Source organism: Pseudomonas fluorescens, assembly GCF_000968015.1.
GTDB classification, from domain to species: Bacteria; Pseudomonadota; Gammaproteobacteria; order Pseudomonadales; family Pseudomonadaceae; genus Aquipseudomonas; species Aquipseudomonas fluorescens_W.
The window spans coordinates 69465-93110 of the sequence record NZ_LACH01000008.1 but is presented as its reverse complement, the minus strand read 5'-3'; the positions used below and the strand labels follow the sequence as shown (position 1 = coordinate 93110).

Genomic DNA, 23646 nt, shown 5'->3' with positions numbered 1-23646 from the left:
TATTTTTCCATGGCCAAAGCCACTGCCCGTCACATCCTCGTTGCCAGCGAAGCCAAGTGCAACGAATTGAAAGCCCAAATCGAAGGCGGCGCTGATTTCGCCGAAGTCGCCAAAGCCAACTCCACTTGCCCGTCCAGCCGCCAGGGCGGTGATCTGGGTTCGTTCGGTCCAGGCCAGATGGTCAAGGAATTTGACACCGTGGTCTTCAGCGCACCGATCAACGTGGTGCAAGGCCCGGTCAAGACCCAGTTCGGTTACCACCTGCTGGAAGTGACCAGCCGTCAGGACTGATCAAGCCTTGAGTTTTCAACACAACGGCCCGCCTTTTGGTGGGCCGTTGTGTTTCGGATACGTGATACGGGTGGCGAGGGACGCGCCGCTAGCGTACAAATTGCGGTTACTGACCACCCGGCTCTAAGGCTGACAATGCGACTGGCGTTCCCTACTTTATTGTTCACGGCCGTGGCCCTGTTGTTGAGCGCCACCGGTGTGACTGCAGCACCGCAACATGCGTTGACCGTGTACGGTGAACCGGCGAAGTATCCTGCCGGCTTTAGTCATTTTTCCTACACAAACCCGCAAGCCCCCAAGGGTGGCACGATGCGCCGCTCGGCCGTCGAAATCGGTCATTTCGACCATATGTTGCCCTATATCGATAAAGGCATTGGCGTCACACAGATCGACGGCCTGCTTTACTCGCCCCTCGCCCAGCGTTCACTGGATGAGCCTTATACCGTGTACGGTCTGGTGGCTGAGAAGATGGAGCGCTCGGAGGACGGTTTGTTCCTGCGCTTCTACCTGAACCCCAAAGCCCGTTTCGCCGACGGCAAACCGATCACGGCCGAAGACGTGCGCTACACCTTCGACCTGTTGATGACCCAGGGCAGCCTGCGTTATCGCACCCAATTTGCCGACGTCAAAGGCGTCGAAGTGGAATCCCCCCTGACGGTTCGGTTCGACTTGAAAAGCAATGAAAACCGTACCCTGCCCCTCGATATCGCGACCTTGCCGGTGTTTCCCGAGCATTGGTGGAAGACGCGCGACTTCGCCAATGGCGGCGGTTACGAGCCACCGCTGGGGAGTGGCCCCTACAGGGTGAGCAAAGTCGACTCCGGTCGCAGCATCACCTTCACGCGCAATGCCGATTGGTGGGGCAAGGATCTACCGGTCAGCCGCGGCCTCTACAACTTCGATCTTTTCAGCATCGAGTACTTCGGCGATACCGACGTCGCCCGTCAGGTGTTGCGTGGCGGTGCCTACGACTACAACCGCGAATTCTCCGCCACCGCTTACTCCATCGGCTACGACAGCCCGGCCCTGAACGACGGGCGCCTGCAAAAGGCACACCTGGCAACACAAGCTCCCCAAACGGCTCAGGGCTTTGTGTTCAACCTGCAAAACCCGCTGTTCCAGGACCGTCGAGTGCGTCAGGCGCTGGCCATGCTCTGGGATTTCGAGTGGAGCAACCGGCAGATGATGCGCGACATGTACATCCGCCAGCAGAGCTTCTTTTCCAACACCGACCTCGCCGCCCGACAACTGCCGGACGCCGGCGAACTGGCGATTCTCGAACCGCTGCGCGGGCAGATTCCCGACGAGGTTTTCACCCAGGTTTTCCAGGCACCGAAAACCGATGGCAGTGGCGTGATACGCGACAAACAGTTGCAGGCACTCGATTTGCTCAAACAGGCCGGCTGGAAACCCGATGGCGATCAACTGGTCAATGCCGAAGGCACGTCATTGAGTTTCACTTTCCTGGTCAGCCAGAACGGCATGGACCGATTGCTGCTGCCTTATAAGCGCACCCTGAAACAGATCGGCATCGACATGAACATCCGCCGCATCGACTCGTCCCAATACGTCAATCGCCTGATGAGCCGCGACTACGACATGATCGTCAGCGGCTACCCGGTCACGACGTCGCCCGGGGGCGAACTGCTCAATTACTTCGGCTCGGTCTCGGCCAACGACCCTGGCGCCAATAACTACATGGTGTTGAAAAACCCGGCGGTCGACACACTGATCGCCGGGCTGATTCGCGCCACCACCCAACCCGAAATGCTGCACTACGCCCACGCGCTGGACCGGGTGCTGCAATGGAACTACTACTGGATTCCCAACTATTACCCGCCGGGCAGCTCCACCGTGTGGTGGAATCGTTTCGGCAGGCCCAACGAGCAAGCGAGCAATGACGAAGCCATCGAGAGCTGGTGGGAAATCAGCACCACGCCGCTGACCAACCAACAGATGACCGCTGAGCAAATCAGCCGTGGCAGACCTGGAGGGCCGCACTGATGTGGGCTTACATACTGCGGCGACTGCTGCTGATCATTCCGACGCTGGTGATCATTCTTCTGGTCAACTTCATCATCGTCCAGGCCGCGCCGGGCGGCCCGGTGGAACAGGCCATCGCGCACTTGCAAGGCATCGGCGGCGCGAGTGTCGGCGGCGGCTCCAGCGAACGCATGTCCGGCACCTCCCGATCCAGTCGCGGCCTCGACCCGCAACTGATCAAGGACATCGAAAAGCAATACGGCTTCGACAAGCCGGCGCACGAACGCCTGTGGCTGATGCTCACCAGCTATGCGCGCCTGGACTTCGGCAAGAGCTTTTTCCGCGGCGCGACCGTCACTGACCTGATCCTGGAAAAAATGCCGGTGACCATTTCCCTTGGGCTCTGGGCGACACTGATCACCTATCTGGTGTCGATTCCCTTGGGCATCCGCAAGGCCGTGCACCACGGCAGCCACTTCGATATCTGGAGCAGCACCGCGATCGTCATCGGCTACGCCATGCCGGCGTTCCTGTTCGCGATGTTCCTGATCGTGGTCTTCGCCGGTGGCACCTCGCTGAACTGGTTCCCGGTACGCGGTCTGGTCTCGGACAACTTCGAATCGCTGTCGACCGTGGGCAAAATCGCCGATTATTTCTGGCACCTGGTATTGCCAGTGACGGCGCTGGTGATCGGCGGGTTCGCCACGCTGACCATTCTGACCAAGAACTCCTTCCTCAATGAAATCACGCGCCAGTACGTGGTCACCGCCCGCGCCAAGGGCCTGAGCGAACGCCGAGTGCTTTACGGTCACGTGTTTCGCAATGCCATGTTGCTGGTGGTCTCGGGGATTCCACAGGCGTTCATCAGCGTATTTTTCGCCGGATCGCTGCTGATCGAAGTGATCTTCTCCCTCGACGGCCTGGGTCGCATGAGTTACGAGGCCGCGGTTTCACGGGACTATCCGGTGGTATTCGGTTCGCTGTTCATCTTCACGCTGTTCGGTCTCTTGATAAAACTGGTCGGCGACCTCTGCTACACCCTCGTAGACCCGCGTATCGACTTCGCCGGGAGGAACGCCTGATGTTCAAACTCTCGCCGTTAGGTCGTCGTCGTTTTGAGCGTTTCAAGAAAAACCGTCGTGGCTGGTGGTCGCTGTGGCTGTTTGTCGGCCTGTTCCTGCTGACCCTCGGTGGCGAGCTGATCGCCAATGACAAACCGCTGATCGTCAGCTATCAGGGCTCCCTCTACTTCCCGGCCTTGAAGCGTCATACCGAGCAGGAATTTGGCGGGCAGCTGCCGTTCCAGGCGGACTACCGCAGCGATTATGTGCAGAAGCTGATTCAAAACGACGGTGGCTGGATGCTGTTCCCGCCGATTCCCTTCAGCGACGACACGCCGAACTATGACCTCAACCAACCCGCGCCCAGCCCTCCGACGAAGGTCAACTGGCTAGGCACCGATGACCAGGCGCGGGACGTGTTGGCCCGAGTGATTTTCGGGGCGCGGGTGTCGATCCTGTTTGCCTTGATGCTGACTTTCGTCAGTGCACTGATCGGCATCGCTGCCGGCGCCCTGCAAGGCTACTACGGCGGCTGGGTCGACCTGATCGGTCAACGGTTGCTGGAGGTTTGGTCGGGACTGCCGGTGCTGTACCTGCTGATCATCCTGTCGGGTTTCGTCGAGCCGAATTTCTGGTGGCTGCTGGGGATCATGGCGCTGTTTTCCTGGCTGGCCCTGGTGGACGTGGTGCGCGCCGAGTTCCTGCGCGGACGCAGCCTGGAATACGTCAAAGCCGCGCGTGCGCTGGGCCTCACCGACCGTAAAGTCATCGTCCGGCACATCCTGCCCAACGCAATGAATGCGACGCTGAGTTATCTGCCGTTCATTCTGACCGGAGCGATCTCCACCCTCACGGCGCTGGACTTCCTCGGTTTCGGCATGCCTGCCGGCAGTGCATCGCTGGGCGAGTTGATCGGTCAGGGCAAGCAGAACCTGCAAGCGCCGTGGCTGGGGCTGACGGCGTTTTTCACCCTGGCGCTGATTCTTTCTTTACTGGTGTTTATTGGCGAGGCATTGCGAGATGCCTTTGATCCACGATCTTGATCCCCGGTTATGAAGCGGACTGCTGATATGAGTAACAACCTGATCGAAATCCGTGACCTGCGCGTCGCCTTCAGCGGCCAGACCGTGGTGCGCAATCTGTGCCTGGACATCCGCCCCGGCGAATGCCTGGCGCTGGTGGGCGAGTCGGGCTGCGGCAAGTCGGTGACCGCTCACTCGATCCTGCAACTGTTGCCCGAGACCGGCACCGAAACCACGGGCAGTATTCGCTACCGTGGCCGGGAGCTGGTCGGCGCTCCGGCCAAGGTGTTGCGAGAACTGCGGGGTAACCGCATCGCGATGATCTTCCAGGAGCCCATGACCTCGCTCAATCCGTTGCACAGCATCGAAAAGCAGATCGGCGAAACCTTGTTGCTACACAAGGGGCTGGCCGGTAAAGCGGCGCAAGCGCGGATACTCGAGTTGCTGCATCTGGTCGGCATTCAGAAACCCAAAGAGCGGCTCAAGGCCTATCCCCATCAATTGTCCGGCGGCCAGCGGCAACGGGTGATGATCGCCATGGCCCTGGCCTGCGAACCGGAGCTGCTGATCGCCGACGAGCCGACCACAGCGCTGGACGTGACAGTGCAGCGCAAGATCCTGCTGCTGCTCAAATCCCTGCAACAGCGTCTCGGCATGTCGCTGCTGCTGATCAGCCACGACCTCAATCTGGTGCGCAGCATTGCCCAACGAGTCTGCGTGATGAAGGCCGGGGAAATCGTCGAGCAGGCACCTTGCGAAACATTGTTTACCGAACCGAAACATCCTTACAGCTGCGTCTTGCTCAACGCCGAACCGGAAGGTGAAGCACTGCCCCGGGACGAGCGCGAGAACGTGCTGGAAGTGGACAATCTGCGCGTTCAGTTTGCCCTCGGTGGCGGGCTGTTTCAGCGCAAGACCTACCTGAAGGCCGTGGACGGCATCAGCCTGAATATTCAGCGCGGCAAGACGCTGGGCATTGTGGGCGAGTCCGGCTCCGGCAAGTCGACGCTGGGTCAGGCGATCCTGCGCTTGCTCGATTCCGAAGGCGGCATTCGCTTTCAGGGGGCAGCGCTGGACGGTCTGACGCAAAAGCAGCTGCGGCCATGGCGCAAGAAAATGCAGGTGGTGTTCCAGGACCCGTTTGGCAGTCTTAGCCCGCGGATGTCCGTGGCGCAGATCATCAGTGAAGGCCTTGAAGTGCATAGCCAGTTGACGGCTGACGAATGCAAAGCCGAAGTGATTCGGGCGCTGGAAGAAGTCGGCCTCGACCCGCAAAGCCGTCATCGCTACCCGCACGAGTTTTCCGGCGGCCAACGCCAACGCATCGCCATCGCTCGGGCGCTGGTGCTGAAACCGGCGCTGATCCTGCTGGACGAACCGACCTCGGCGCTGGATCGCACGGTGCAAAAACAAGTGGTCGCCCTGCTCCGCCAACTTCAGGAAAAACATGGCCTGACCTACCTGTTCATCAGCCACGACCTGGCAGTGGTCCGCGCCCTGGCTCATGACATGATCGTGATCAAGGACGGCAAAGTAGTGGAAAGCGGTGCCAGCCACGACGTGTTTGAATCGCCGCAGCATCCCTATACCAAAGAGCTGTTGGCGGCGGCGCATCCCGGTTAAGAATTGAAACCGCGGCGCGGCCATCGCGAGCAGGCTCACTCCCACAGTTTGAAATGCATACCAATGTGGGAGCGAGCTTGCTCGCGATGAGGCCCGCACCAACACTACACATTTTGGACATGACGCCCATGAACACCACCGAAAGCCTCAAGGATTACCAGCGTGTTCGCCTGCTGGCGATCCGTTCGTTGTTCGAGATCATCGAGCAGTCCAGCGAAGGCACGGTGATTGTCGACCGCGATTCGAACATCGTCTGGATGAACGAGCGCTATGCCCGACGCTTTGGCCTCGAATCGGCGGAAGTGGCAATCGGCAAGGCCTGCGAAAGCGTGATCCCCGGCAGTCTGTTGCGCGAGGTGGTGCGCACCGGTCGGCCGATCCTGCTCGACATGCAGGACACCCCCAAAGAACCGCTGGTGGTGATGCGCCTGCCGATTCACGACGACGCCGGTGTAGTGATCGGCGCCATCGGGTTTGCGCTGTTCGATGAATTGCGCAGCCTCTCGCCGATGCTCAAGCGCTACATGAGCATGCAGGAAGAACTGGCGTCCACCCGCTCGCTGTTGCGAGCGCGGCAGACCAAGTACAACTTCGCGCACTTCATCGGCACCAGCGCCGCCAGCCTCGAAGTCAAACGCCGCGCCCGGCGCAGCGCGAGCGCCGAGTCTCCGGTATTGCTGCTCGGTGAAACCGGCACCGGCAAAGAGCTGCTGGCCCAGGCGATCCACGGCGCTTCGCCGCGCGCGCACAAAGCCTTTGTCAGCATCAACAGCGCGGCGATTCCCGAATCGTTGCTGGAAGCGGAATTCTTCGGCACCGCGCCCGGCGCGTTTACCGGCGCCGATCGCAAGGGCCGCGCCGGCAAGTTACAGATTGCCCAGGGCGGCACCCTGTTTCTCGATGAAATCGGCGACATGCCATTGCCACTGCAAAGCAAATTGCTGCGGGTATTGCAGGAAAAGGAATTCGAGCCGGTAGGCTCCAACGAAGTGATCCAGAGCGATGTGCGGGTGATTGCCGCGACCTCCACGGATCTGGAAGCCGCGATCAAACGCGGTGAATTTCGCGCCGACCTGTATTACCGCCTCAACGTGCTGCCGATCCAGGTCCCGCCGCTGCGTGATCGGCTTGATGACCTGCCAGCCCTCAGTGAAGCAATTCTGGAGGAACTGCGCAGTCAGCACGAATTGAACCGCGAAGCCCTGGACCTGCTGGGCCAACATGCCTGGCCGGGGAATATTCGCGAGCTGCGCAACGTGCTGGAGCGCGCGGCATTGCTCAGCGATGACCTGATGCTGAATGCCACGGATATCCGCGCGGCGATTGGGACGTTCACACCGGTAGAGCGTGCGGCGCCGGTAACGATTGAGCCGGTTGCGCATGAGACTTTCAGTGAGGCTCGTGAGCGGTTTGATCGGCAGTTGATCGAAAGCACCCTTGCGCTATGTGGAGGGAAGGTGATTGAAGCGGCGGCGCGGTTGGGGCTGGGGCGGTCGACGCTGTACAAGAAAATGGTGGCGTTGGGTATTGCAGAATCTCCATAAAGAGACATACATCTCCATTTGTAGACAGAACATCGCGAGCAAGCTCGCTCCCACATTTGACTGCATTCTTGCGCGCAAATCGGTCAACCTGTGGGAGCGAGCTTGCTCGCGATGAGGCCAGCACTACCGATACAAGTCTCAAAATAGAGACAAACAATCAAAACCCAACTCAAAAAATCTAAGTATCTCCTTATATTTCAATAGCTTGCGTGTGTGGCACGAAACTCGCTAAAGCCCTCTCCCACAACAGATCCCCCCTACAAAAATAACAATCCAGGAGACACACCATGAGTGTGATCATTGCCTTGGCAGCTCTCACGCTGCTAATGCTCGCGGCCTACCGTGGCTACAGCGTTATCCTCTTTGCCCCGATTGCCGCCCTCGGCGCCGTTCTGCTCACCGACCCTTCCGCCGTCGCCCCCGCCTTCACCGGGGTGTTCATGGAGAAAATGGTCGGCTTCATCAAACTGTATTTCCCGGTGTTCCTGCTCGGTGCGGTGTTCGGCAAGCTGATTGAACTGTCGGGCTTTTCGCGCTCCATCGTCGCCGCGGCGATTCGCCTGCTCGGCACCCGTCAGGCGATGCTGGTGATCGTACTGGTCTGCGCCCTGCTGACTTACGGCGGCGTGTCGCTGTTCGTGGTGGTGTTCGCGGTCTACCCGTTTGCTGCGGAAATGTTCCGCCAGAGCAATATTCCCAAGCGACTCATCCCGGCGACCATTGCCCTCGGTGCCTTCTCGTTCACCATGGACGCCCTGCCCGGCACCCCGCAGATCCAGAACATCATCCCCAGCACCTTCTTCAACACTACCGCCTGGGCCGCGCCTTGGCTGGGCCTGATCGGCGCGATCTTCGTGGTCTGCGCCGGCATGCTGTTTCTGCAGCGCCAACGCAATAAGGCTCAGCGCGCCGGTGAGGGTTATGGCACCGATCTGCGCAACGAGCCGGAAACCGCTGCCGACATCAAACTGCCGAATCCGTGGATTGCAGTGTCGCCGCTGTTGGCCGTCGGCATCATGAACCTGCTGTTTACCCAGTGGATTCCGCAGTGGTACGGCAAGACCCACAGCCTCGCGCTGCCAGGCATGGCTGCGCCGGTGACCACCGACATCGCGAAACTCACCGCGATCTGGGCCGTTCAGGCCGCTCTGCTGGTCGGCATCATCATGGTGTTGGTGTTCGGCTTCCAGGCGATTCGCGGCAAACTCGCCGAAGGCAGTAGAAGCGCGGTCAGCGGTTCGTTGCTGGCGGCGATGAACACCGCATCGGAGTACGGCTTTGGTGCGGTGATCGCCTCCTTGCCGGGCTTCCTGGTATTGGCCGACTGGCTCAAGAGCATCCCCAATCCGCTGGTCAACGAAGCGATTACCGTAACCCTGCTGGCCGGCATCACCGGTTCTGCATCGGGCGGTATGAGCATTGCGCTGGCAGCCATGGCCAATGACTTCATCGCAGCGGCCCATGCCGCTAACATCCCGCTGGAAGTGCTGCACCGAGTGGCCGCAATGGCCAGTGGCGGCATGGACACCCTGCCGCACAACGGCGCAGTGATTACCTTGCTGGCGGTGACCGGCCTGACCCACCGCGAAGCCTACAAAGACATTTTCTGTATTACGCTGATCAAGACCCTGGCGGTTTTTGTGGTGATCGGTACTTTCTACGCCACTGGCATTGTGTGAGGTTTTATGACGACTCTTTCGGGCAAGACTGCACTGGTCACCGGTTCCACCAGCGGCATCGGCCTGGGCATCGCCCTCAGCCTGGCCAAGGCTGGCGCCAACCTGATCCTCAACGGTTTCGGTGATGCGTCCACGGTGATTGCCGAGGTTGAGCAATACGGTGGAAAGGTCGGCCATCACCCGGCTGACGTGAGCAACCCTGAGCAGATCGCCGACATGATCGCCTACGCCGAGCGTGAGTTTGGCGGCGTGGACATCCTGGTCAACAACGCCGGTATCCAGCATGTGGCGCCGGTGGAAGAGTTCCCGGTGGAACGTTGGGATTCGATCATAGCGATCAACCTGTCGTCGGTATTCCACAGCACCCGCTTGAGTTTGCCGGGCATGCGCGCCAAGGGCTGGGGACGGATCATCAACATCGCTTCGGTGCATGGCCAGGTCGGCTCGGTGGGCAAAGCGGCTTACGTCGCGGCCAAGCATGGGGTGATCGGCTTAACCAAGGTGGTCGGGCTGGAAACGGCGACCACCAACGTCACCTGCAACGCCATCTGCCCGGGTTGGGTGTTGACGCCGCTGGTGCAGAAGCAGATTGATGACCGCATCGCCAAAGGGATCGACCCGCAGCAGGCGCAGCATGATTTGCTGGCCGAGAAACAGCCTTCCCTGGAGTTTGTGACGCCGCCACAATTGGGCGAACTGGTGCTGTTTTTGTGCAGTGAGGCCGGTAGCCAGGTGCGTGGCGCGGCGTGGAATATCGATGGTGGGTGGTTGGCGCAGTGATCAACCAGTAACCCTGTGGCGAGGGGATTTATCCCCGTTGGGTGGCGAAGCCGCCCCAAACCCGGCACCTCAGCTATGACTGACATTCCGAGAGCGCAGGATTTACGACTGCTTCGCAGCCGAACGGGGATAAATCCCCTCGCCACAAAAGGCCGACTGAATGCATTAACAAGAAGAGGCAAGCCATGTCCGACATCCTCTGGCAACCCAGCGCCAAGCGCATCGGCAAAACCCGCATGGAGGCCTTTCGGCGCTTCATCAATCAGCAACACAACCTCCACGTCGACGACTACCCTGCCCTGCATCAATGGTCCATCGATCAGCGTGAAGCGTTCTGGCAGGCCATCGTCGATTTCTTCGACATCCGTTTCCACGATCAACCGGACGCTGTGCTGGTCGAGGGCACGCAAATGCCCAGCGCCCAATGGTTTCCCGGCGCCACCCTGAACTTCGCCGAACACCTGATGCGCCGTCGCGACGATGCCGTAGCGGTCATTGCCATTGGCGAGAACGGCCAGCGTGAACACCTGACCTGGGCCGAACTGGCCGAGCATGTCGCCGGTTTCCAAAACAGCCTGAAAGCCGCCGGTGTCGGCCTCGGTGACCGCGTCGCGGCGTGCATGCCCAATACCTGGCAAACCCTCGTGGCGATGCTCGGCACCACCAGTCTGGGAGCGATCTGGTCCTGCTCCTCACCGGACTTCGGCACCCAGGGCGTCATCGATCGCTTCGGCCAGATCGAGCCCAAAGTACTGATCACCTGCGCCGGTTACCGCTATGCCGGCAAGGACATCGACCAGACCGCCAAGGTCAATGAAATCCTTGAACGCTTGCCGTCCTTGCAGCAGTTGATTGTTGTGCCTTACGCCCGACCGCAAGCGCACATCGAACACTTCCGCACCCGGGCCAACGTGACGCTCTGGGATGATTTCTACGACGTGGGCGGCGAGCCGGATTTCGTCCCGGTGCCCTTCGCTCATCCGCTGTACATCCTCTATTCCAGCGGCACCACTGGCGTGCCGAAATGCATCATTCACAGCACCGGCGGCGTGTTGCTGCAACACGTCAAGGAACACGGATTGCATTGCGATCTCGGCCCCGGCGACCGGTTGTTCTACTACACCACCTGCGGCTGGATGATGTGGAACTGGCTGGTCTCGGCACTGGCCGTGGACAGCGCAGTGGTGCTGTACGACGGCTCGCCGTTTCATCCCGCCTCCGAGCGTCTGATCGACCTGATCGACGACGAACGCATCAGTGTCTTCGGCACCAGCCCCAAGTTCCTCGCGACCCTGGAAAGCAGCGGCATCAAACCTCGCGAAAGCCATGACCTGAGCAGCCTCAAAACCGTGCTCTGCACCGGTTCCGCGTTGTCGCCGCAGAGTTACGACTACGTCTACCGCGACCTAAAGCCCGACCTGTGCCTGGCCTCGATGTCCGGCGGCACCGACATCGTTTCGTGCTTTGTGAACAGCAATCCGCTGCAACCGGTACGTCGTGGCGAGATACAAGGCAAAAGCCTGGGCATGGCGGTGGAAGTCTGGAACGACAACGGCCAGCCGGTGATCGGCGAAAAAGGCGAGCTGGTGTGCACCCGGCACTTCCCGGCAATCCCCATCGGGTTCTGGAATGATCCTCAGCAGGAAAAGCTTCGCGCCTCGTATTTCAGTCAGTTCCCCGGTGTCTGGGCCCAAGGCGATTACGCGGAACAATTGCCCCATGGCGGGATGATGATCCACGGACGCTCCGACGCCGTGCTCAACCCCGGCGGCGTGCGCATCGGCACCGCCGAAATCTACCGTCAGGTGGAGAAAGTCCCGCAAGTGCTGGACAGCGTGGCCATTGGTCAGCAATGGCAGGATGACGTGCGGGTGGTGCTGTTCGTGCGATTGCGCGAGGGCGTCGAACTCGACGAAGCGCTGCAGCAGCAGATCCGCCAAGTCATCCGCGCCAACACCACACCGCGGCATGTGCCGGCGAAGATTGTCGCGGTGACCGATATACCGCGCACGATCAGCGGCAAGGTCGTTGAACTGGCGGTGAGGAATGTGGTGCATGGTGAGAAGGTAAAAAACACCGATGCCTTGGCCAATCCCGAAGCACTTGAGCAGTTTCGGGATCGGCCGGAACTCGCAACTTAAACGATCATGCGGGTGTGTTTAGAGTGATCAGAACCGGCTCGTCAATCGCGCTACCGGGGTTTGCTTCAAGCGCGCCCCGCAGGGTGGACATATTGAGTTCATAACTATCCTTGTCCGTATACAGCTGGCTCAGCAGCGAGGTGGTCACAGCCAGTGAGTCAGCATTTTCAAAGGCTTTGGAACTGGCGTGACAGGCACGGCCCTCATCCGTAACGGGCAGACGTCCCGACGCCAGGTTCAGCAGCGCAGCCACATCCAGCAATTGCCCTTTTTCGCCGTTGCGTCCCGCATCGCGGGCATAGCTGACATCTTCAGTCTGTGCAGCACCGTGGAACACCTCATGAATCAAGTCGTCTGCCACGACGTCATGGTTGAAGCCCAGACCGATGAAGTGCTTGTTGATATTGGGCGTATAGATTTCGATGAATTTCTTGTCGGATTGGTCTTTTGCATCTTTCCATTGCTTGTAATCGTCCATGTTGAAAGCAGCAATATTGTTAGTGCTCTTGAGCGGATCGAGAAAAATATTACTGATGGAAAGACCTGCAAAGTCTGCCCTGACCAATCTCAGATAGTTCAACAACCGTTCGAATGCATCGCTCGAGTTGCTTCCCAGCATGACCTTGATGATTGCGTTGCGTTGCTTCGTCAAGTCAAGACGGGTCATGACGCTGATCGCGTTGTCGATTTTTGTACGCGCCAGCGGCAAGCTTTGCTCAATGAACCGTCGGGTATAGCTGACGGGCAATATCTTACTGAATCGCGGCAACTGGATAGGTGCCTGAAAGGTGAAGTTGATCAGTTTTGGCCCCCAGGGTTTGCCCAGTCGATCAAGGGCATACCATTGATGGGCCTTACGCCCGGCCACCACCGTTAGCGCGTTACCGGTTGCACCACGGGGTCGCCAGGTACCCTGTCCGGTGGTATCGGCGCTATTGGCTGCGCGAACCAGGTCGTAGGTTTTATGCCGGCCATTGAGTTTGTGCAACTGGGACTGCGCCAGTCCGAGCATCTCTTGAGCTTGCCTGTTAAAGCGTAGCGCCCCCTTATGGACAAGTTTCCCCGCGCCGAACAATGCCGTAGGCACGCCATCCACGGGGTTGAAGAGTGAAACAGATGTGACGAACGCGAGCTTGGTCAGGCGGACGGCTTTGGAAGCCGTGGAGATAGCCTTCGCCGAGATGCTCAGTGCTTTGGCGCCAGCCCCCACAAACGCCCCACCCACTGCGATGACATCCATAACGCAGCCATACACCCCATCGACCACCTTATTGTGCTCCCCGGAAGATAGATCCTCGATGCACTTTTTAAAGGGAACGACCAGATCGACGATATACGTCGCCGTTTCTTCGCCTTTTTTGCGCTGGGTTTCAAGCACTGTTGGCACAGTGGCTACTGCTTCAAGTTCGTCAAACGTCATCATCGGACGATGATTGACGATGAACTTGGCAATTCTAACAAGCTGCGGATTATCAAAATTCTGATAAACGCTCTGCTTGCGCTCCGATGGCGTAGCCGGCGCGGCAAGTTCACCCAACTTGTCAATTATCGCCACGCTGCTGCTGGCTGAACTGGCCTCTACAAGACCATCAGTGTATTCACTAAGGATAATCGGCAATCGTTCTGGATTCGTCGGTATTTGTTGCGCTTTCAGATCACCTTTAAAATCCACTCTGGCGTCGCCCTGCAATTTTCCGGTGTTGGCGATCAGGGCACCAAGCGTGTTGTTTCTACGTAGTTCACCACGCAAGGTAAACAGTTCATAGCACGTAACAGTGTTTCCATGAAAAGCGCACATGACAATACCAAAACGCCCCGTGACAGTATCTTTGCCTTGTTGGGTTTCGTAGTCTGCTTCAAGTGTAAACGGCCCCCCTAAACGGTTGGAAGAGGTCTCTATCGCCGGGCCGCGAAGGGTAAAGAAGGTGATCTTACCTTTCAGAAAGGTTTCCAGATCGGAGGGAGGCATGTGTGAAAGGGCCATCTTCACATTTCTGACCACCGCATTGTTCAAACTGCCGAGGTAACCCCGCAGTTGGCGGTGATACTTATGATCATTAGGCTCCAACCGCTGCAGCCTCGGATAGCTTGTGTGAATGCTGACGATGGATGGATCATAGTAACCTTTGTGTTTTTGATTAGTGATACTTGAAAGTAAATCGGGCGCACCGTAAGCGTGTTCGTCGGGGAAAACCCCAAGCAGATCCCACTCGCCACCCACCAGGTCACCGGACATATGCAGGTCGACCATAGACATGGCGGTAGGTGAGGCATATAGCCCCTTTCGCTGATAGAGCGTTTTATCTTCCAGGGCACACGTTGGCTCGACGCCCCTGATCGACGCCCGTGCGATGTCTATTCTGCTTGGAATGGCGCTGGTATAGGCGCGGGCAAGGTGCGTGCGGTCCACATACCCCTCGAACACTGTGATTGCCCGCTCGGTCGTTTCCTTTTCCGCGTGCTTAAGTTCCGTTGTCGTCACCACGTCATTCATCAGGGCCCAGTCAACGATTGGATCGAGCATTGCCAAATCCCGCAGACGTGCCAGCGGATCACTGACTGGCTCCAGTTCGGCATACGCCATAATCTGCGTATACGTCAAAACCCGCGAAGCTCCCTTGGTGACCGCTTCCACCAAGGCAACTCCAACGCAGAAGGACACCCAGCCAACCGAACCCATCATCAGCGACGACGGGACACCCTTGACCAGAAATTCTGGCGCGATTTCCGCCAGCAGCAGGTGCGATGCCAATGGCGCCACGACAGGATTCACCCAGCCTTGGGTGTGTAGAAAGGTTTCCAGCTCCTTGCGCACGACCGACGAAGATCGTTCGACATGCGTCGGTGCATACAAATCGAACCCGCCGATATTCTTTCTGGCTTGAGCGTTACCAATGTGCGGATACAGCTCCAGCAAAATAGCCGTTATCAATAGTTGCCCAAGATCCTGTGCAGAGGCGTCTTGCCCGGATGTTGCACCGAACCAGTCCAGTTCCTTCAGGAGTTTCATGGCGCAGGCTTGGGCCGCCGGATACTTGGCCAACCGAACGATACATTCGGCGGCGTTATCGTGCGTTGCAACAGTGCCACCCGCTTCGCGGTACAGTGTGTCCAGCAGTTTTTTGTCCGGAGCTATAAGTTTTGCAGTGGCCTGACGAATATCGTTAAGTTGCTCGGCAGACAATACGATCAACGATTGATCATCGGTGATGATCTGCCCCCAATAATTGCCAAAAAGATCGACTTCAGGACAGTCAAACTCGAAGTAGCCGATCAGGTTTCTGAGCTGCGCAACGGTCTTTGGCACATGGAAGCCATAAAATTCAAGCCACTGATCGACAATCACAATGTTGTCTGCCCACAGGCAACCCCCGGCCTCTTTGGCAATGTCCGCCAAGATCTCCATTGAAGCTCGGACAGCCTTGCGGTGGGCAAAATATCCCAGCGCGACGAGATCTCTCCAACCATGGCCGTCATACACTTCCAGCTTGCCAGAATGGGTAACACGAATAAGTTCGGCGTCACTCATATTTTCCTGGGTTAGTGCGCTTCTTATTGCAACCGTACTGAGCAATTCGTTCAATAGAACGCTTCCCGGCACATAGACCTCATACAAAGATGAGCCCTTCTTTAACGCCATCTCGTAGTCAAACCAGTCTATTGGTTGGTCGCCACTGTCATCTGCCAGACAAGCTTTCAGTTGGTCTAAAATCAATTTGCGCTCAGCGGCATCCGCGTCTTGGCACAACGACTCCTCTCTGCCGAAATTACCCAGAGGCTTATAGAACTTATCCCTTAATTCAAAATGCATAGCCCAACCTTAATAAATTAGCTGACTGACTTATTCAGTCCGGGCCGATCTTACTTACTCAGACCGAACAATCCAGAACCAATCTATTAAGTAACATTTCCGACAGACCAACCGTAGTACAACTAGCCAGCCAAAAATCGGCCCATCAAGCCCCGCGCTCCGAAAATCAAGTAACTTACAGAAGTGGCACCCCCTGAAGCTACAGATGTAACTTCAGGTTATTCGTCAACAATCAGCATGCTTTAATTCTTCTCGCCGACAACACCTGCGACAACTGACTTGTTATAGGCGCTGCCGAAGGCAGCACCTATGGGGTCAGTCCATCAACCCCCATTCACCCGGCGGCGCATGGGGGCCTGGCGATGCTTCGGCGTGCAACTTCAGCCGCAAGCGCAAATTATTCACCGAGTCCGCATGTTTCAACGCCTCTGCCTCATCGATCGCACCCTCGGCAAACAGCTCGAACAGCGCCCCATCGAAGGTCTGCATCCCCGCCTCTGAAGACTTCTCCATGATCCCTTTCAGTTCTGAAAACTCATTGCGCCGGATCAGGTCGCCGATGGTCGGCGTGCCGATCATCACTTCCACCGCCGCCCGTCGCTGACCGTCCCGGGTGTGCACCAACCGCTGGGACACGAACGCCTTGAGGTTGTTGCCCAGGTCGTGAAGCAGCTGCGTTCGGCGCTCTTCAGGGAAGAAATTGATGATCCGGTCCAGCGCCTGATGGGCGTTGTGGGCATGCAGGGTGGAAATCACCAGATGACCGGTATCGGCAAACGCCAGCGCATGTTCCATCGTCTCGCGGTCACGAATTTCGCCGATCAGCACGACGTCCGGGGCCTGGCGCAGGGTATTTTTCAATGCGGCGTGGAAACTGCGGGTATCGACGCCGACCTCGCGCTGGTTGATGATCGACTTCTTGTGCCGATGGATGTACTCGACCGGATCTTCAATGGTGATGATGTGGCCACTGCTGTGGCGATTGCGGTAGTCGATCAATGCCGCCAGCGAGGTTGACTTGCCCGAGTCGGTAGCGCCGACGAACAGCATCAGTCCCTGTTTGAGCATCACCGTTTCGAGCAGCACCGGCGGCAGTTTGAGGTCTTCGAAACGCGGAATGTCGAGTTTGATGTTGCGCGCCACAATCGACACATCGTTGCGTTGTTTGAAGATATTGACCCGAAAGCGCCCGACACCGGTCAAAGAGATCGCCAGGTTCATCTCCAGCTCCCGATCGAACTCCAGTCGCTGTTCGGCGTCCATGATGGACGCGGCAATGGCCGCGACTTCGCCCGGTTTGAACGGCTGATCGGCCAAGGGTTTGAGCATACCCTCGAACCGTGCGCTGGGTGGCGCACCGGTAGACAGATAAAGATCGGAGCCATTCTGGCTGGCCAGGAGCCTTAACAGTGCATCGATTTCCATGGCAAAAAGCACCCGCGAAGCATTCAATGAATAAAAATGACCCAAAAAGGGTCATGCAGCGTCTACTGCGGTACAAGGATAGTTGACGCCGCTACACCGACTTAAATGCAGGACATCTTGATGAACGCATCACCGACCGGCAGCGATGCCCAGGCCTTGATTGCCCGACTGGACTGGACACGCAGCCCGCTGGGCGCTGCCAGTACCTGGCCGCAAAGCCTACGAACCGCCGTGGATATCGTGATTCATTCGCCGATGCCCATGCTGTTGCTGTGGGGGCCGCAGCTCACGCAGATCTACAACGACGGCTTCGCCCTGCTGGCCGGCAGCAAGCATCCACACGCATTCGGACAGCCGACACACCTGATCTGGCCAGAGTTAAAAGACTTTACCGACCCCATTTACAGCGCCGTCCTACAAGGGCAGGTGCGGACCTACAGCGAACAGCGCTTCACCTTGCAGCGTGATGGCCATGATTCCGACTTCTGGCTGGACCTGACCTACAGCCCCATCCGCGATGAAAGCGCCCAGGTCGCCGGGATTCTGGTCACCGCCATCGAAACCAACGAACGCCGACGCATCGCCCTCGAGCTCGAACAGCGTTCGGCTGCCAGCCTCAAGGCCCAGCACGAAACCGAGGAGCGCCTGCAACTGGCCCTCGCGGCCACCGACGCCGTCGGCACCTGGGACTGGGACATAAACGAAGACCGCTTCATTGCCGACACCCACTTCGCCCAGTTACACGGTGTCAACCCGCTGCTCGCCAATCAATTGCCCATCAGCGCTTACCTTCAGGGCGTGCACCCGGAAGATCGCGCCATGGTCGCTCGCAGCATCAAGCACACCATCACCCACGGCACCGAGTACGCCGAGGAATATCGCCTGTTGCAGGCCGACGGCCAGTTGCGCTGGGTGTTTGCCCGGGGTCGTTGCTACAAGGACCACCATGGCCGGCCGATCCGCTTCCTCGGCGCCGCCCTGGACCTGACCGAACGTAAACACACAGAACAAGCCTTGCGGCAAAGTCAGACGGAGCTGCAACTGATCATCAACGCCATGCCGATCCTGATCAGCTACGTGGACAGCGAGGAACGCTTTCGCCTGAACAATGCGGCCTACCTCGACTGGTACGGGCTCACGCCTCAGGAGCTCTTTGGCAAAACCATCCGTGAAGTACTGGGTGAAGAAGCCTATGCCTTGCGCGCCGAATACATCGCCCAGGCGCTGTCCGGCAAGCCTTGTTGTTTCAGCATCAGCACCCCGCACCGTGACGGCAGCATCCGCCATGCCCTGATGAACTACTTGCCGCGCCACGGCGCGGATGGTGCGGTCAATGGTTTCTATATCTTTGTGATCGACGAAACCGAGCGCAAACAGACCGAAGAAGCCCTGCGCAACCTCAACGAAACCCTTGAGGAACGAGTCGCCGCCCGCACCCAACAATTGGCTGAGGCCAACCAGCGACTGCAGAACGAGATGTTCGAACGCGAGCGCGCCGAAGAGGCGTTGCGGCATGCGCAGAAAATGGAAGCGCTCGGTCAGCTCACCGGCGGCATCGCCCATGACTTCAACAATATGCTCACCGGGATCATCGGCAGCCTCGACTTGATGCAGCGCTACATCGCCGACGGGCGCGCCGACGAAGTGGGCCGTTTCACCGAGGCGGCAGTGTCCTCGGCCAACCGCGCCGCCGCCCTGACCCATCGCCTGCTGGCGTTTTCCCGCCGTCAGTCACTGGACCGCAAGCCGCTGAACGCCAATGACCTGATCCATTCCCTGGAAGATCTGCTCAGCCGGACCAAAGGCGACCACATCGAGCTCAAACTGCAACTGGCCGATGACGTCTGGCCGGTCAGCACCGACGTCAGCCAGCTGGAAAATGCCCTGCTCAATCTGGTGATCAACGCCCGGGACGCCATGCCCGATGGCGGCGAGTTGCGGATCGAAACCGCCAACGTTTACCTCGACAGCAGTGACATCAACACCCTGGAACCGGTCAAGGCCGGGGATTATCTGATGATTGCCGTCAGCGACAACGGCACCGGTATGACACCGTCGGTGCTGGCCAAGGCTTTCGACCCGTTCTTCACCACCAAACCCATTGGCCAGGGCACCGGTCTTGGGCTGTCGATGATCTATGGTTTTGCCCAGCAGTCGGGCGGGCATGTCAGCCTGTTCAGCTTGCCGGGCCAGGGCACTAGCGTTCGCCTGTACCTGCCACGGCTGCACGCCGCAGAGCCCGAAAACGTCCTGATGCCGGTCACCAGCGAAGCGCCGGCCGCGATTGCCGGTGAAACCGTGGTGTTGGTGGAGGACGACCCGGCGGTGCGCATGCTGGTGCTCGACCTGCTCAACGAGCTGGGTTATCACGCCCATGAAGCCGAAGACGCGAAGACCGCCCTGCCCCTGCTGGAGTCCGACCTGCGAGTCGATTTGCTGGTCACCGATGTCGGGCTGCCAGGGATGAACGGTCGGCAATTGGCGGAGATTGCGCGCCAGCACCGCCCCGAACTCAAAGTGCTGTTCATGACCGGTTACGCGGAAAAAGCCGCCGAACGCCAGGGCTTCCTGGAAGAAGGCATGGACATGGTGGCCAAGCCCTTTTCCATTGACCTGTTGGCCAACAAGATTCGCGCGATGATCGGTCAACCGGACTGAGTTAAGGCATAATCGCGCCCCCCGCTGGCACCAACATAGCCACCACCGTTGCAAGGTACTGCCCATGAAAGCTCAAGCCCGCCATATTCTGGTGAAAACCTCGGAAGAAGCCGAACAGCTCAAACAACGCATCGCCAAGGGCGAGGCTTTCGATGTGCTGGCCAAGAAGTACTCCACCTGCCCGTCCGGCAAGCGTGGCGGCGATCTGGGTGAAGTGCGGCCCGGGCAGATGGTCGGGGTGATCGATGCCGTGATCTTCAAAAAACCGCTTCGCGTGGTGCATGGTCCGATCAAGAGCAAGTTTGGTTATCACCTGGTGCAGGTGTTTTACCGGGATTGATGGGTTCGCCTTAGGGCCCCATCGCGAGCAAGCTCGCTCCCACAGGGATTTGTGAGTTGCCACAGATTGCAACCACACCAAAAAACCTGTGGGAGCGAGCTTGCTCGCGATCCGATTGCGCAGCAGGCGGCCATTCACCGCTTATCTCGGAATGAGTGCCCCCGGCACCTGAATCACCCGACTCGCCAACCGATGCCCCGCTTCAGCAGCCTCAACCGGGCTGCCTCCTTTCAGGCGACTGGCCAAATACGCCGCGCTAAATGAATCCCCCGCCGCCGTGGTGTCCACCACCCGCTCGACCACCTGCGCCGGCACTTCAAACGACTCTCCATCACAACGAATCAGACACGCCTCGGCGCCACGCTTGAGTACCACTTCAGGCGTGCCGATCTGTTCGTAAGCGGCAAACACCGCCTCGCAATCGGAAAAATCAAACAGTGCCTGTTCGTCATCGACGGTCAGCAACGCGAGGTCGACATAGGGCAGAACGCTGCGATAGGCCGCCCGTGCGTCTTCGATCGACGCCCACAAACGTGGCCGGTAATTGTTGTCGAAGACGATCCGCGCATCCCGCTGCCGGGCTTCGATCAGGGTTTCCAGTAACTTCTCCCGACCTTGCACGCCCAGTACCGCCAAGGTGATGCCACTGAAATACAGCACATCGTAATCCGGCAGTGCCGCCAGGATCGGCGCGGCGGCCGGGGTGGTGAAACAATCGCGGACTGCCGCCTCGTTGCGCCAGTAGAGAAAACGCCGCTCGCCGGCGGCGTCAGTCTGGATGCAATACAAGCCGGGCAAGCGGCCGGGCAAGCGCTGGACCCTACCGAGCCCGATGTTTTCGTCGGCCCAGCTCTGGCACATGGCATCGCTGAAACTGTCGTCGCCCAGGGCGGTGACGTAATCCACCGAGCCGCCCTCGCCCAACTCCCGGGACAGGTAGACCGCCGTGTTCAAGGTATCGCCACCGAAACTCTGTTGCAGGCTGCCGTCGGCGCGTTGCTGCAACTCGATCATGCATTCGCCGATCAGGGCGATGCGCGGGGTGTTGGGGCCGAGGGTGCTGATGGTATTCATTGTTTTTGTAGTCTCAGGTGTTTCTGTGTTGTCTGGCAGGGCCTCATCGCGAGCAAGCTCGCTCCCACAGGGATTGTGTGAACACTGAAGATCCCATGTGGGAGCGAGCCTGCTCGCGAAGGCCGCGCCTCGGTCTGGGCCTTAGAAACAGGTTTCCATGGTCTCGATGACATTCAGCTGCTCATCCACCAGACACCCGATACGCCACTTGTCGAACGTCAGGCACGGGTGCGAAGTACCAAAGGAAATAATGTCCCCCACCCGTAACTCAACCCCCGGCGCCACGGTCATGAACGCATGCTGGTCCATCACTGCCGTCACCTTGCAGGCACTGACATCATCGCCCGTCGCCGGCACCACGCCCGCCTTGTAACGCAACAGCGGCACCGGCAACCCGGCGTCGTAGGCCACGTCGCGTTTACCCAGGGCGATCACCGCAAAACCCGGTTCCGGCAACGACTGCACGTGAGCCCAGACTTCCAGCGCCGGGCGCAGGCCTTCGTGCAGGTCGCTGCGGCGGTCGAGCACGCAGCATTGCGCTTCTTTGTAGATGCCATGGTCGTGAGCGACGTAGCTGCCGGGGCGCAGCACGCTGAGGAAACGCCCGCCGGCGTTCTGCGCTTCGAAGGATTCAGCGATCAGGTCATACCAGGCCGAACCGGACGCAGTGATGATCGGCTTGGGAATGGCGAACGCGCCGCTGTCCTGCAATTGCACGGCCAGGCGCACCAAAGAATCAGCGAACGCACGGATGCCGCTCACCGCGTGATCGCCGTGAATCACCCCTTCGTAACCTTCGATCCCGGTCAGCGCCAGGGCCGGTTGTGCAGCAATGGCTTTGGCCAGCGCGACCACTTCGTCTTCCGTGCGGCAACCGCAACGACCGCCGACCACGCCGTACTCGATCATCACGTTCAAGCGCACGCCACGGGAGGCGAAATACGCTCCGAGGTCAGCGACGTTATCCGGGTGATCGACCATGCAATGGAAATCGAAGGCCGGATCGGCCAGCAGATCGGCGATCAACGCCATGTTCGGCGTACCGACCAATTGGTTGGCCATCAGCACCCGATGCACGCCATGGGCGTAAGCCGCGCGGGTTTGCGTGGCGCTGGCCAGGGTGATGCCCCAGGCACCGGCATCCAGTTGGCGGCGAAACAGTGCCGGGGTCATGCTGGTTTTGCCGTGGGGAGCGAGTTCGGCACCGCTGTTGCTGACAAAGGTCTGCATCCAGCGAATGTTGTGTTCCAGCGCTTCGCGGTGCAGCACCAGCGCAGGCAGGCTGACGTCGCGCACCAGATTGGCACCTGTGTGGGCAAAGCCCTTTTCCACGGTGGCAGTATTTTTGGCAGAAAACATGGTCGAACTCCTCACATTCGCGGCCGCAGGCAGCCGCTGTTATTCGTTGATGCGACGGGCCAGGCTGTTGGCACTGTCGATCAGCACCCGGCGGTAGTCGTTGTAATTGTTCTTGGCATCGGCCCGTGGGGCGACGATGCACAGGGTCGCAATGGCCACGCCGTTCGGGTCTTTCACCGGGGCGGCGAAGCAATGAGTAAAGGTGTCCGCAACGCTATCGAAAGAGAAGAAGCCATCGATAGCGGCCTGACGGATTTCACCGAGAAACTGTTCAAGCGGCAGGCGTTCACCGTTGGGCAGGATGAAGTCGTCGTGATCAATCAGGTCGACGATTTCCTGGTCGCTCAAGTGCGCCAGCAGCAGGCGCCCGGAAGCGGTCCAGGGAATCGGCGCGTTCTCGCCGATGTCCGAGGAAATGCGGAAATGCCGCTCGCCCTCTTTCATCAAGGCCACGGTGTATTTTCGTCCGTTGAGCAGGCACATCTGCGCGGTTTCGCGGGTCTGGCTGGCGATCTCCTGCAAGGCATGATCGGCCTCGCGGGTCAGGTCGAAATGGCGTAAATGCGCTTGCCCGAGGAAGTACAGCTGACGGCCGAGGTAGACGTGACCGTCCTTGCCCACGGCCTCCAGAATCCGTCGCTCCAGCAGGGAGGCAACCAATTCGTAGACCGTGGATTTCGGGCTGCCGATGCCGCTGGCGATTTCGTTCGGGCGCAGGGGCTTGCCAACTTCCTTGAGGAAATCGAGGATATCGAACGCCCGGTCCAGACCGCGAGCCCGGCGCTTGATGGTGTCTTCGGTCATGTCAGTGTTCCCATTCAAAGTCGCCGGGAGTTTACCTAGAGTGCAGCGGCG

At 59.1% G+C, this 23646-nt stretch carries 16 protein-coding genes; 11 read left to right on the top strand and 5 right to left on the bottom strand.

The genetic code is table 11. From position 1 onward, the window contains the following. Positions 1-9 precede the first annotated feature (9 nt). The 9 genes from VD17_RS05365 to VD17_RS05325 all read left to right on the top strand — a co-directional run bounded on the left by VD17_RS05365 (position 10) and on the right by VD17_RS05325 (position 12124). Positions 10-291: a peptidylprolyl isomerase gene (locus VD17_RS05365; RefSeq protein WP_008150918.1), complete on the top strand. Its 282-nt coding sequence runs from the start codon at positions 10-12 to the stop codon at positions 289-291. A 135-nt stretch (positions 292-426) separates the two neighbouring features. Beyond that, a complete protein-coding gene (locus VD17_RS05360; RefSeq protein WP_046052986.1) occupies positions 427-2295 on the top strand; it encodes an extracellular solute-binding protein in 1869 nt (622 codons plus the stop codon). Next, entirely contained in the window at positions 2295-3356 is a 1062-nt protein-coding gene (locus VD17_RS05355; protein WP_008150922.1) for a microcin C ABC transporter permease YejB, read from the top strand. Before VD17_RS05360 ends, VD17_RS05355 begins: the two co-directional genes overlap by 1 nt. Then, entirely contained in the window at positions 3356-4378 is a 1023-nt protein-coding gene (locus tag VD17_RS05350) for an ABC transporter permease (RefSeq protein WP_046052985.1), read from the top strand. Before VD17_RS05355 ends, VD17_RS05350 begins: the two co-directional genes overlap by 1 nt. 27 nt (positions 4379-4405) lie before the next feature. Further along, positions 4406-5980, top strand: coding sequence for an ABC transporter ATP-binding protein (locus VD17_RS05345; protein ID WP_046053094.1), 1575 nt, complete (start codon positions 4406-4408; stop codon positions 5978-5980). Between the two features lie 128 nt (positions 5981-6108). After that, positions 6109-7524: a sigma-54 interaction domain-containing protein gene (locus tag VD17_RS05340; protein ID WP_046052984.1), complete on the top strand. Its 1416-nt coding sequence runs from the start codon at positions 6109-6111 to the stop codon at positions 7522-7524. A gap of 287 nt (positions 7525-7811) precedes the next feature. Continuing rightward, complete coding sequence (locus VD17_RS05335) at positions 7812-9203, top strand: GntP family permease (protein ID WP_046052983.1); 1392 nt, start codon at positions 7812-7814, stop codon at positions 9201-9203. A gap of 6 nt (positions 9204-9209) precedes the next feature. Next, complete coding sequence (hbdH, locus tag VD17_RS05330; RefSeq protein WP_046052982.1) at positions 9210-9983, top strand: 3-hydroxybutyrate dehydrogenase; 774 nt, start codon at positions 9210-9212, stop codon at positions 9981-9983. 185 nt (positions 9984-10168) lie between these two features. After that, positions 10169-12124 (top strand): acetoacetate--CoA ligase, encoded by a 1956-nt coding sequence (locus tag VD17_RS05325; protein ID WP_046052981.1) that lies wholly within the window; start codon positions 10169-10171, stop codon positions 12122-12124. A gap of 4 nt (positions 12125-12128) precedes the next feature. Here VD17_RS05325 and VD17_RS05320 read toward each other — a convergent pair whose 3' ends face one another. Both VD17_RS05320 and VD17_RS05315 read right to left on the bottom strand, forming a co-directional pair. Next, complete coding sequence (locus VD17_RS05320) at positions 12129-15935, bottom strand: hypothetical protein (RefSeq protein WP_046052980.1); 3807 nt, start codon at positions 15933-15935, stop codon at positions 12129-12131. A 315-nt stretch (positions 15936-16250) separates the two neighbouring features. Continuing rightward, entirely contained in the window at positions 16251-17360 is a 1110-nt protein-coding gene (locus tag VD17_RS05315; RefSeq protein WP_046052979.1) for a PilT/PilU family type 4a pilus ATPase, read from the bottom strand. A gap of 120 nt (positions 17361-17480) precedes the next feature. On the opposite strand from VD17_RS05315, the gene VD17_RS05310 reads away from it, so the two are divergent. Next, positions 17481-20018 (top strand): PAS domain-containing hybrid sensor histidine kinase/response regulator, encoded by a 2538-nt coding sequence (locus tag VD17_RS05310; protein ID WP_046053093.1) that lies wholly within the window; start codon positions 17481-17483, stop codon positions 20016-20018. 64 nt (positions 20019-20082) lie between these two features. Further along, positions 20083-20358: a peptidylprolyl isomerase gene (locus VD17_RS05305; RefSeq protein ID WP_007898282.1), complete on the top strand. Its 276-nt coding sequence runs from the start codon at positions 20083-20085 to the stop codon at positions 20356-20358. 141 nt (positions 20359-20499) lie between these two features. Here VD17_RS05305 and VD17_RS05300 read toward each other — a convergent pair whose 3' ends face one another. From VD17_RS05300 to VD17_RS05290, 3 genes are all read right to left on the bottom strand, one after another. Further along, positions 20500-21432 (bottom strand): sugar kinase, encoded by a 933-nt coding sequence (locus VD17_RS05300; protein ID WP_046052978.1) that lies wholly within the window; start codon positions 21430-21432, stop codon positions 20500-20502. A 141-nt stretch (positions 21433-21573) separates the two neighbouring features. Continuing rightward, entirely contained in the window at positions 21574-22791 is a 1218-nt protein-coding gene (locus VD17_RS05295) for an amino acid deaminase (protein ID WP_046052977.1), read from the bottom strand. A 39-nt stretch (positions 22792-22830) separates the two neighbouring features. Next, entirely contained in the window at positions 22831-23595 is a 765-nt protein-coding gene (locus tag VD17_RS05290; RefSeq protein ID WP_046052976.1) for an IclR family transcriptional regulator, read from the bottom strand. Between the last annotated feature and the right edge of the window lie 51 nt (positions 23596-23646).

Bases quoted from the DNA above. Each gene is read 5' to 3' on its own strand.
- VD17_RS05365 (WP_008150918.1), top strand. From the start codon at position 10: ATGGCCAAAGCCACTGCCCGTCACATCCTCGTTGCCAGCGAAGCCAAG.
- VD17_RS05360 (WP_046052986.1), top strand. From the start codon at position 427: ATGCGACTGGCGTTCCCTACTTTATTGTTCACGGCCGTGGCCCTGTTG.
- VD17_RS05355 (WP_008150922.1), top strand. From the start codon at position 2,295: ATGTGGGCTTACATACTGCGGCGACTGCTGCTGATCATTCCGACGCTG.
- VD17_RS05350 (WP_046052985.1), top strand. From the start codon at position 3,356: ATGTTCAAACTCTCGCCGTTAGGTCGTCGTCGTTTTGAGCGTTTCAAG.
- VD17_RS05345 (WP_046053094.1), top strand. From the start codon at position 4,406: ATGAGTAACAACCTGATCGAAATCCGTGACCTGCGCGTCGCCTTCAGC.
- VD17_RS05340 (WP_046052984.1), top strand. From the start codon at position 6,109: ATGAACACCACCGAAAGCCTCAAGGATTACCAGCGTGTTCGCCTGCTG.
- VD17_RS05335 (WP_046052983.1), top strand. From the start codon at position 7,812: ATGAGTGTGATCATTGCCTTGGCAGCTCTCACGCTGCTAATGCTCGCG.
- hbdH (WP_046052982.1), top strand. From the start codon at position 9,210: ATGACGACTCTTTCGGGCAAGACTGCACTGGTCACCGGTTCCACCAGC.
- VD17_RS05325 (WP_046052981.1), top strand. From the start codon at position 10,169: ATGTCCGACATCCTCTGGCAACCCAGCGCCAAGCGCATCGGCAAAACC.
- VD17_RS05320 (WP_046052980.1), bottom strand. From the start codon at position 15,935: ATGCATTTTGAATTAAGGGATAAGTTCTATAAGCCTCTGGGTAATTTC.
- VD17_RS05315 (WP_046052979.1), bottom strand. From the start codon at position 17,360: ATGGAAATCGATGCACTGTTAAGGCTCCTGGCCAGCCAGAATGGCTCC.
- VD17_RS05310 (WP_046053093.1), top strand. From the start codon at position 17,481: ATGAACGCATCACCGACCGGCAGCGATGCCCAGGCCTTGATTGCCCGA.
- VD17_RS05305 (WP_007898282.1), top strand. From the start codon at position 20,083: ATGAAAGCTCAAGCCCGCCATATTCTGGTGAAAACCTCGGAAGAAGCC.
- VD17_RS05300 (WP_046052978.1), bottom strand. From the start codon at position 21,432: ATGAATACCATCAGCACCCTCGGCCCCAACACCCCGCGCATCGCCCTG.
- VD17_RS05295 (WP_046052977.1), bottom strand. From the start codon at position 22,791: ATGTTTTCTGCCAAAAATACTGCCACCGTGGAAAAGGGCTTTGCCCAC.
- VD17_RS05290 (WP_046052976.1), bottom strand. From the start codon at position 23,595: ATGACCGAAGACACCATCAAGCGCCGGGCTCGCGGTCTGGACCGGGCG.